7 protein-coding genes and 1 pseudogene are annotated in these 9,428 nt (G+C 35.6%); 6 read left to right on the top strand and 2 right to left on the bottom strand.

Annotated elements, in window-relative coordinates:
- Positions 1 to 333: 333 nt before the first annotated feature.
- The 3 genes and pseudogenes from alaS (AFK68_RS23290) to AFK68_RS23300 form a co-directional block, all read left to right on the top strand.
- On the top strand, positions 334 to 1,311 hold a 978-nt coding region (alaS, locus tag AFK68_RS23290; RefSeq protein ID WP_094675511.1), incomplete at its 3' end, for an alanine--tRNA ligase.
- Position 1,312: 1 nt separating this feature from the next.
- Positions 1,313 to 2,988: pseudogene (alaS, locus tag AFK68_RS23295) on the top strand (alanine--tRNA ligase); the annotation flags it as partial.
- Positions 2,989 to 3,000: 12 nt separating this feature from the next.
- Positions 3,001 to 3,318 (top strand): DHHA1 domain-containing protein, encoded by a 318-nt coding sequence (locus AFK68_RS23300; protein WP_371357517.1) that lies wholly within the window; start codon positions 3,001 to 3,003, stop codon positions 3,316 to 3,318.
- 224 nt (positions 3,319 to 3,542) lie between these two features.
- Here the strand turns inward: AFK68_RS23300 and AFK68_RS23305 are convergent, their stop codons facing one another.
- Positions 3,543 to 3,776, bottom strand: coding sequence for a hypothetical protein (locus AFK68_RS23305; RefSeq protein WP_094675497.1), 234 nt, complete (start codon positions 3,774 to 3,776; stop codon positions 3,543 to 3,545).
- A 16-nt stretch (positions 3,777 to 3,792) separates the two neighbouring features.
- On the opposite strand from AFK68_RS23305, the gene AFK68_RS23310 reads away from it, so the two are divergent.
- The 3 genes from AFK68_RS23310 to AFK68_RS23330 form a co-directional block, all read left to right on the top strand.
- The coding region (locus AFK68_RS23310) for a hypothetical protein (RefSeq protein WP_210407580.1) at positions 3,793 to 3,981 on the top strand (189 nt) is incomplete at its 3' end.
- Between the two features lie 1,221 nt (positions 3,982 to 5,202).
- Positions 5,203 to 7,318, top strand: a 2,116-nt coding sequence (locus tag AFK68_RS46200; RefSeq protein WP_371357516.1) for a restriction endonuclease, incomplete at its 3' end; no start/stop codon positions are given.
- Between the two features lie 544 nt (positions 7,319 to 7,862).
- Positions 7,863 to 8,057 (top strand): AAA family ATPase, encoded by a 195-nt coding sequence (locus AFK68_RS23330; RefSeq protein ID WP_094675507.1) that lies wholly within the window; start codon positions 7,863 to 7,865, stop codon positions 8,055 to 8,057.
- 349 nt (positions 8,058 to 8,406) lie between these two features.
- Here AFK68_RS23330 and AFK68_RS23335 read toward each other — a convergent pair whose 3' ends face one another.
- Complete coding sequence (locus AFK68_RS23335) at positions 8,407 to 9,408, bottom strand: NAD(P)-dependent alcohol dehydrogenase (protein WP_094675509.1); 1,002 nt, start codon at positions 9,406 to 9,408, stop codon at positions 8,407 to 8,409.
- Positions 9,409 to 9,428: the final 20 nt, after the last annotated feature.

A 9,428-nucleotide genomic window follows, 5' to 3' on the forward strand; every position in this document is an offset into this window, starting at 1 on the left:
TATAAAGCTGCTTTTTATTACTACAAATCTACATTCTACTATTTTAGATCGAGCAGCAAATATACAATAAATTTAACCTTTTTTCTATCTTTTAATTTGATGACTATTTGATTAAGTTAATATTAAGTTATCCATAGAGATTAATCAAAGAAAATATTAAGTAAAAATTAATTATATTTTTTCAATTACTCAATTAAAGAATATCTAAATCTTGATGAATGGTTTATAACAACTAATATCTATTACAATAAAAGTTGTAAAAGCTTAACAGGTAAAATTTTGCTTGAATAGGCGAAAAATTAAAATTAGACAACCTAACATCTTAAATCTATTATGTCTGCCAAAAAACTCACAGGTAACGAAATTCGCCAAAAGTTTCTCGACTTTTATGCACAACGGGAACACGCTATTTTACCTAGCGCATCTTTAGTTCCTGAAGACCCCACAGTATTACTCACTATTGCCGGAATGTTACCATTTAAACCCATATTTCTCGGACAACAACCCCGGAAATATCCCCGCGCTACCACTTCCCAAAAATGTATTCGTACCAACGATATTGAAAATGTTGGTCGCACTGCCAGACATCACACTTTTTTTGAGATGTTGGGTAATTTCAGTTTTGGCGACTATTTTAAACCAGAGGCGATCGCTTTCGCTTGGGAACTTTCTACAAAAACATTCGGTTTACCACCAGACCGTTTGGTTGTCAGCGTGTTCCGAGAAGATGATGAAGCGTTTGCAATTTGGCGCGACCAAATAGGTATTCCAGCACATCGCATTCAACGGATGGGAGAAGAAGATAATTTTTGGGCGTCTGGTCCGACGGGTCCCTGCGGTCCGTGTTCGGAAATTTATTATGATTTTCATCCAGAATTAGGGGATGAGAATATTGACTTGGAAGACGACAGCAGGTTTATCGAATTTTATAATCTGGTGTTTATGCAATACAACCGCGATGCACAGGGAAATCTCACTCCACTGGAAAACCGAAATATTGATACTGGAATGGGGTTGGAAAGAATGGCGCAAATATTACAAAAAGTGCCGAATAATTATGAGACTGACCTAATTTTTCCGATCATTAAAACTGCTGCGGATATTGCTGGTATCGACTATGGCAAAAGTGACGACAAAACTAAAGTTTCTCTGAAAGTCATTGGCGACCATGTGCGAGCAGTAGCTAATTTAATTGCTGATGGTGTAACCGCATCTAACGTTGGTAGGGGTTATATTTTGCGAAGGTTAATTCGGCGAGTTGTGCGTCATGGTCGTTTAATTGGAATTTCTGGGGAATTTACATCCAAAGTTNATTGCTGGTATCGACTATGGCAAAAGTGACGACAAAACTAAAGTTTCTCTGAAAGTCATTGGCGACCATGTGCGAGCAGTAGCTAATTTAATTGCTGATGGTGTAACCGCATCTAACGTTGGTAGGGGTTATATTTTGCGAAGGTTAATTCGGCGAGTTGTGCGTCATGGTCGTTTAATTGGAATTTCTGGGGAATTTACATCCAAAGTTGCTGAGACGGCGATCGCTCTTGCTGAGGATGTTTATCCAAATTTGCGGGAACGGGAAACTGCTATTAAAGCTGAGTTGGAACGGGAAGAGTCGCGCTTCTTGAAAACATTGGAGCGGGGTGAGAAATTGTTGGCAGAAGTTATGGCAAAACCAGAAACTCAGAAAAGCAAACAAATTTCTGGGGAAGATGCTTTCAAGTTGTACGACACTTATGGTTTTCCCCTGGAGTTGACTCAGGAAATAGCTGAGGAAAATGGTTTGACTGTTGATGTGAGTGGGTTTGAGTCAGAAATGGAACAAGCGAAAATTATCGCTCAGTTAGCACATCAAACTATTGACTTGACTGCCGAGGGTGGAGTCAAATTAGATGTTGACAAAACGGAATTTTTAGGGTACACAGATTTGACTTCCCCTGCACAGGTGATGGCATTAATAGCTGATGGGAAACAGGTTGAGGATGCTGAAACGGGTACTCAAGTGCAAATTGTACTTGACAAAACGCCTTTTTATGGTGAGTCTGGAGGTCAAATAGGCGATCGCGGTTATCTAACTGGGGATAATGTGGTTGTGCGGATAGAGGATGTGCAAAAGCAGAATAATATTTTTGTGCATTTCGGTTCCGTGGAAAAGGGAACGTTAGAGTTAGGAATGACGGTGAATGCTGAAATAGATGGTGTTTGTCGCCGTCGAGCGCAGGCCAACCATACGGCAACTCATTTGTTACAAGCAGCTTTGCGGTCTTTGGTAGACTCATCAATTTCTCAAGCGGGTTCCTTGGTATCTTTTGACCGTTTGCGGTTTGATTTTAATTGTCCGCGGGGGTTGAAACCGGAGGAAGTTGTGCAAGTGGAAGCACAGGTGAATAGTTGGATAGCTGAAGCACATCCGGCGACAGTTGCGGAAATGCCGTTGGAAGTAGCAAAGGAAAAAGGAGCAGTTGCCATGTTTGGGGAAAAATATGCCGATGTGGTGCGGGTAGTTGACTATCCCGGAGTGTCGATGGAATTATGTGGAGGAACTCATGTGAATAATACGGCAGAAATTGGGATGTTTAAAATTATTTCTGAAGCTGGTATTTCCTCTGGGGTGCGCCGTATAGAAGCGGTGGCAGGTTTGGCAGTTTTAGATTATTTGAACGTCCGGGATGTTGTGGTTAAGGAATTGAGCGATCGCTTTAAGGCAAAACCGGAGGAGTTATCGGAGCGGGTAAGTAACTTACAGCAGGAGTTGAAGGAGTCGCAGAAACAGTTGGAGGCGTTGAAAGGGGAGTTAGCGGTTGCTAAGTCAGACCAGTTATTGGGGAATGCTGAGACTGTCGGTGAGTTTCAGATATTAGTAGCGGAAATGCCTGGAGTTGATGCCGAAGCGTTGAAGACAGCAGCAGAGAGGTTGCAACAAAAGTTGGGCGAGAGTGCTGTGGTATTGGGTTCCGGAACAGAGGGGAAAGTCAGTTTAGTTGCTGCTTTNGTGAGTTTCAGATATTAGTAGCGGAAATGCCTGGAGTTGATGCCGAAGCGTTGAAGACAGCAGCAGAGAGGTTGCAACAAAAGTTGGGCGAGAGTGCTGTGGTATTGGGTTCCGGAACAGAGGGGAAAGTCAGTTTAGTTGCTGCTTTTAGTAAGTCTGTGAATGGTAAAGGTTTGCAAGCAGGGAAATTTATTGGCGGGATAGCGAAAATGTGTGGAGGAGGCGGCGGCGGCCGTCCGAACTTAGCGCAAGCAGGGGGTCGCGATCCGAGTAAGTTGAAGGAAGCGTTGGACAGTGCGAGGGAGTTGTTGGTTGATGGGTTGAGGTAAATTTTTGACCACTATATTGTAGGTTGGGTTGAGGAACCCGAAACCCAACATAACCCAACTTACTTAACATAAACATATATAGGTTCTTGTTGGGTTGCGCTGCGGCTTAACCCAACCTACATTATTATTACTAAATTATCCAAATATGGTATTAGTAGTTTAGGTTATTTTTGTATATTTAAAGTGGGTTAATACCTAAACTAAAAATTATGTATTTAGCAGTTTTAAAACTCTACAATATTTGAATTATCTTTACTATTACTCTTAATAATATCTCGCGTTTTTTCAAACTCGATAGGTTTAAGTTTTTTAGGTGGTTCTAGTTCCTGAGAAGGTTCAGGTTTTTTAGGTGGTTCTAGTTCCTGAGAAGGTTCAGGTTTTTTAGGTGGTTCTAGTTCCTGAGAAGTTTCAGATGATTTTTGATTTAAGTTATCACTTTGTTCTGAATTATTAGACATATAGATTATTAAACTAATGGAAAAAGACAATTCTGAAAAAGACAATTCTAATATACAACTCATTTATGAATATGCCAAGCAGGTTTTAGAAGATATAGATTCTAGCCAAAACACACTAAACACTAAGTTAGGAGCGGTTATTGCTTTTGATGGTTTGATGATTCGCTTTTTATCAGATTTACCAGATGATTCCCTCGTTTTAAATNTATAGATTATTAAACTAATGGAAAAAGACAATTCTGAAAAAGACAATTCTAATATACAACTCATTTATGAATATGCCAAGCAGGTTTTAGAAGATATAGATTCTAGCCAAAACACACTAAACACTAAGTTAGGAGCGGTTATTGCTTTTGATGGTTTGATGATTCGCTTTTTATCAGATTTACCAGATGATTCCCTCGTTTTAAATCTACCAGATATGGACATTTATTTAAACTGTAAAATGTGTTTATATCTAAAGATACTGAGTTATTGTAGCTTAATTATTTCTTTAATTTTTGGATTACGGGGATATCAACCAAAAAAAGGAGGAGAAATTATAATGCCTGAAGAGTTGATTGAAAGGTGTCTTAATATTACTGAAGAGCATTATCGGCTTTCGTTAATTAAGTTTTGGAACAATTCAATTAAAGAGTTAGCTGACCTTAGAGATGNGTTTATATCTAAAGATACTGAGTTATTGTAGCTTAATTATTTCTTTAATTTTTGGATTACGGGGATATCAACCAAAAAAAGGAGGAGAAATTATAATGCCTGAAGAGTTGATTGAAAGGTGTCTTAATATTACTGAAGAGCATTATCGGCTTTCGTTAATTAAGTTTTGGAACAATTCAATTAAAGAGTTAGCTGACCTTAGAGATGCTGAAGCTAAAATCTTAAAACGAGCAGTTTTATTTCTTGGTTTTGCAGTTATTCTATCAGCAATAGATGTGATATTAGCATCAATACTTAAATATATTGTTTGTATTTTAATTCTCATTATCAACAATTAATATATGAAAAGGTAAGAGCGATCGCTAACAATATGTTAAAATCGAAATAAGTCTATTTAAGCATTCTTAAATAAGAATTGTACTTAAATACGACTCCAAACCAGACTATAGAAGAAATAAAAGCCCTGATATTTCAATTACCTATTATAAATTTTCGTTGAAACCTAATCTGTAGGTTTAGTATATGAATGTTTTTGTTGGGTTGCGTTGTCGCTTAACCCAACCTACAAATATTAAGTTATTTTAGAATAGTAAATACTAGAAAAGTAATCAGGAAATTTTAAAGATATGCTTGATATAACAAAAAATTTTAAAGTTATTGTTCCTAAAAATTGGACTCCAAAGCAGAAGGGAGATTTTTGGGAAAAGACAGTAGCAGACTTGTTTAGGCAGCTGAGATTGGAAGTATCTGAACNGGAAATTTTAAAGATATGCTTGATATAACAAAAAATTTTAAAGTTATTGTTCCTAAAAATTGGACTCCAAAGCAGAAGGGAGATTTTTGGGAAAAGACAGTAGCAGACTTGTTTAGGCAGCTGAGATTGGAAGTATCTGAACGTATAAGCTTTACAGGTAGTGAAATAGATGTTTTAGCTGAAAACAAAGAAACTAATGAGAGAGCCTTTATTGAATGTAAATTTTATACAAAAGGTACTATTAGTGCGGAAGTTATAGATAAGTTACTAGGCAAAGCTTATCGTAAAAATACTAAGAAAGTATATTTAGCTTGTAGTGCTGAATTTGGGGGAGATGCCAAAGGTGTAATAAAAGAACTAAAAGAGGAGTATCAAGATCCAAATTATTATGGAATTAGGGCTGAATTTTGGGGACCAGAAAAACTAGCTGAAGTATTTATGGATATTAAATCCATCAAATTACCTGATTGGAATAAATATCATATTAGTAAGTTTAATACAGCTACCCTATTAGTTACTCCTTCAGAAATTTTATGGGTAGTTGAAGAAATAAGTGAAGGAACTACATCTCGTGCAGTTATTTTTCCAACAAAAGAAGATCAAGAAATCACAAATATAGAAGAACTAAAAAGCGATTTTAACAGCAATGATTTTTTGTCTGGTCTTCCAATAATTGATAGTAAGACAATTCAGAAAGAATCATTAAAAATACCAACTGTTTCTGTGTCAGAATTGACTCAAGAAGTAGTATCACAAATGGGTAAAGCAGAAAGCTTTGATGACTATAGTCGTCCATGTAATCCAAATTATTTTGTTGGGCGTAAAGAATTAAAAGATAAATTTTGGCAATTTGTAAAAAATGTCAAAGATGCTAAAACTTCAACAAGAATAGTTGCTTTTTCTGGTAATTCAGGTTTAGGGAAATCCTCCCTAGTTATTAAACTAGAAGCAGAATCTCGTGACAAATATAATGATTTTTATCTGTATCAAGTTGATGTGAGGTCGGCACAAAGTTCTCTCTTTGTTTTGAGAGCATTGCAGAAAGCAATTCAAAAATCTATAGATGATAATTTTATTAATTTACCTGGTCATAAAGTACAATTTGGCGGTCTCGAACAACCCTTCTTTAACGACCATTCTCTTAATAAAATTATAGAGCAACTGAGAAGTAATAATCGAGTTTTAATCATTTTCTTCGATCAATTTGAACACCTATTTACAACAAAACCTTTATTCGGCGTATATGAAAGATTTCAAAAATTAGCTTATGAAATTGATGAGCTAGAAGAAAATATTATTTTATGTTTCTGCTGGAGAACAGGTATAATGATTCCAGATGGGCATAAAGCTTATCATTTATGGCATAATTTAGAGGATAAAATAGAAAAATTTGAAGTAAAAAAATTCGCAGATAAAGAATCAGAAGAACTTCTCAAACAGTTCAACTTAGAAGACAACACACTCCAGGAATGGCTGATAGAACATTGTCAGGATTTACCTTGGCTACTAAAAAAGACTTGTAGTCATATATCTAAAAAACCTAAGCTTAAATCATCTTTTAAAAGTCAAATTGATATCAAAAAACTTATCAAAAAACTTTTCGATCAAGATTATGATAAATGTACTTCTCCAAAACAGAAAAAATGCTTAAAATATTTAGCTGAGAATACTATAATTGATAAAACTAAGCTTGTAGATCAATTCGGCTACGACATTGTTAATTACTTAGAAGACAAAAGATTAATAATTAGTTCTGGTCTAAACTACACAGTTTACTGGGATTTATTCAGGGAATATCTTGCAGAAGGAAAGTTACCAGAAATACATTTAGACTTTGATTACATACCTAAGTATAACATCAATAAACCACTAGAAGTTTTTGATTTAATAGCTTCAAAAGGTGCAGAAGGAATAAAATATACAGAAATATTAAAGTTAAAAAATAAAATACCACAAGGTACTTTAAAAAATATTAGAGATGATTTAAGAAGATTGGGATTAGTTGAATATAAAAGCCCAATCTTAAAGATCAATAGTGATTTATTAGGAAAAACCGATTCAGACTCAGAAATAGCAAATTATTTAGCAAATATACTGAATGAACATATCGTCATCAAAGAAATATATCAAANAGTTGAATATAAAAGCCCAATCTTAAAGATCAATAGTGATTTATTAGGAAAAACCGATTCAGACTCAGAAATAGCAAATTATTTAGCAAATATACTGAATGAACATATCGTCATCAAAGAAATATATCAAAACAATAAACCAGGAACTATGATTACTTCATATAAACTTCGCCAAATTATTGCCAAGCTATACGATTTGCCGATGGATAATAAAAAGAATAGAACGGTCAATCATTATAGGACTAGAATGATTTCTTGGTTCTATTTCGCAGGACTTCTAGAAAAAGGAGCGGGTAACAATATAAAAGTACCAAATGGTACGAGTAAACAAAAGGGAAAACGGAAAAATGAAGAACACCAACAACTCTCACTATTCTAAATCTTCTCACAATCAGAACATTTAGAAGGATGAAGAAGAGTTAGAAAGTTGAAAAACTTATTTATTTCTTGTTTTTGCAACTATTATATCAGCATTAGATGTGATATTGGCATCAATAATTGAATAAATTGGCTACATTATTTGCAAGAAAGGAGAAAAATTAAATGAAGTTACTGGTAAAAAATTTTGGTCCAATTCGGAACAATACTCAGACAATTGACTTATCTAAAAAGTTTTACGTTTTTGTCGGTCAAAACAATAGTGGAAAAACTTACATTTCTCAACTGTTATGGGCAATTTTTAATCGAGACTTAATTAATAAATTTGGAGGTAATTATCAATTATCCATTATCAATTAATGAATTCTTCCTTTAAACCCAAATCTCTGTACTCTATATTAATTAAAACTGCTATAGTTATGTCTAAAACATCTACAATTATCTGTTAGAATATGTCTATTATTTGTATTCCAAAATTAGTTATGAATGCTTTCATGTTTATATCCTTATTTATCTAAAACTTACGCACCCCAACCAAAAAAACCGGGTTTATTACCCTAATTTAATGCTTGATATTGCCAATTTTAGTTCATAAACCCGGTTTCTGCGTAAGTCCTTTTGTCGTTTAATACCCCACTGTCTACACGGTGTATAGAATTGCTGTGGGTTTTAGTTCCCTTAGTCCTCCTTCTTTCTTCTTTCTTCTTCCTTACTTCAATTCAATTGTAATTTTACCAAAATGGGAACCTGTTTCCATATAACTCAATGCTTCTGGAGCTGACTCAAATGGAAATACGCGATCGCAAACCGGACGTAATTTCTGCACATTTATTGCTTTATTCATCGTCTCAAACATTTGACGCGAACCGACAAAAATACCCTGTATGCGTACTCCTTTCATTACTGCGGGTAAAGGATTAAATTCTCCTTGCGTTCCTGCCAATACACCTATTAAACTTATTTTACCTCCCATTCTTACTGCTTTCAAAGACTTACTCAAAGTATTTGCTCCACCAACTTCCACAACATAGTCAACTCCGACTCCCTCAGTCAACGCCAACACTTGTTTCTCCCATTTAGGCACACATTTATAATTAATGACATCAGATGCACCTAACTGTTTCACCCGCTCCAATTTTTCATCACTACTGGAAGTTGCAATGACTCGCGCTCCTGCCATAACTGCAAACTGTAAGGCAAACAAGGAAACTCCACCTGTTCCCATTACTAACACTGTTTCCCCTGGTTTTAAACCTGCTTCTATTAAAGCGTGCCAAGCAGTTACTGCAGCACAAGGTAAAGTTGCTGCTTCTGTATCAGATAAGTGAGCAGGAATATTTACCACCCCATTTTCAGACAAGACTACATATTCTGCTAACATTCCATCAACTTCACCACCCAAAGCTGACCTTGCTGCTTCTGTAGTCAAATTACCTGATAACCATTTCTGCAGAAAAATGCCAGCGACTCTATCTCCCGGTTTCACTCTGGTGACACCTTCTCCTACTGACACAACTTCTCCAACTCCATCGGAACATGGAATAACAGGTAAAGGTAAATGGGGGTTGTAAAGACCTTTAACCATTAAAATATCTCGATAGTTAAGGGAAACTGCTGTGACTCTGACTAAAACTTCTCCAAATTTTGGTTGTGGTTGTGGTTTTTCAGTACAGACTAATTTACCAAATTCCTGAATTACAAAAGCTTTCACAAAGTTCTCCTATTTAAAAA

The sequence above is a fragment of the Hydrocoleum sp. CS-953 genome (assembly GCF_002260545.1).
In the GTDB taxonomy this organism is placed as follows: Bacteria; Cyanobacteriota; Cyanobacteriia; order Cyanobacteriales; family Microcoleaceae; genus Trichodesmium.

What these genes read in the sequence shown, in the direction of transcription:
- AFK68_RS23305 (WP_094675497.1), bottom strand. Translation starts at nt 3,776, where the DNA reads ATGTCTAATAATTCAGAACAAAGTGATAACTTAAATCAAAAATCATCT.
- AFK68_RS23330 (WP_094675507.1), top strand. Translation starts at nt 7,863, where the DNA reads ATGAAGTTACTGGTAAAAAATTTTGGTCCAATTCGGAACAATACTCAG.